The 265-nt window shown below is 37.0% G+C and carries 1 protein-coding gene; it reads left to right on the forward strand.

Annotated features, from left to right (window positions below; genetic code table 11):
* Positions 1 to 136 precede the first annotated feature (136 nt).
* Positions 137 to 265 (forward strand): exonuclease domain-containing protein (locus AAEY88_RS14010; RefSeq protein ID WP_350563355.1); only part of this gene is annotated, 129 nt, incomplete at its 3' end.

A 265-nucleotide genomic window follows, 5' to 3' on the forward strand; every position in this document is an offset into this window, starting at 1 on the left:
GCTTAGGGGTTTCTTTTTACTCACTGGCTTATCTTCATTAAATAGGTGTTTTTTTGTGTGTCAAAAAAACAGTATGATACACACTCTTTTATAAAAATGCCTGAATTTAGGCGACAGATAACATAAGGCGGCATAAATGGCTGTTGATGCGAATAATCTAATTTGGGTTGATTTGGAAATGACAGGCTTAGAACCAGATGTCGATCGAGTCATTGAAATTGCAACTTTAGTGACCGACCAAGAACTCAATATCATTGCTCAAGGC

Source organism: Psychrobacter sp. CAL346-MNA-CIBAN-0220, from assembly GCF_040309805.1.
Lineage (GTDB): Bacteria > Pseudomonadota > Gammaproteobacteria > Pseudomonadales > Moraxellaceae > Psychrobacter.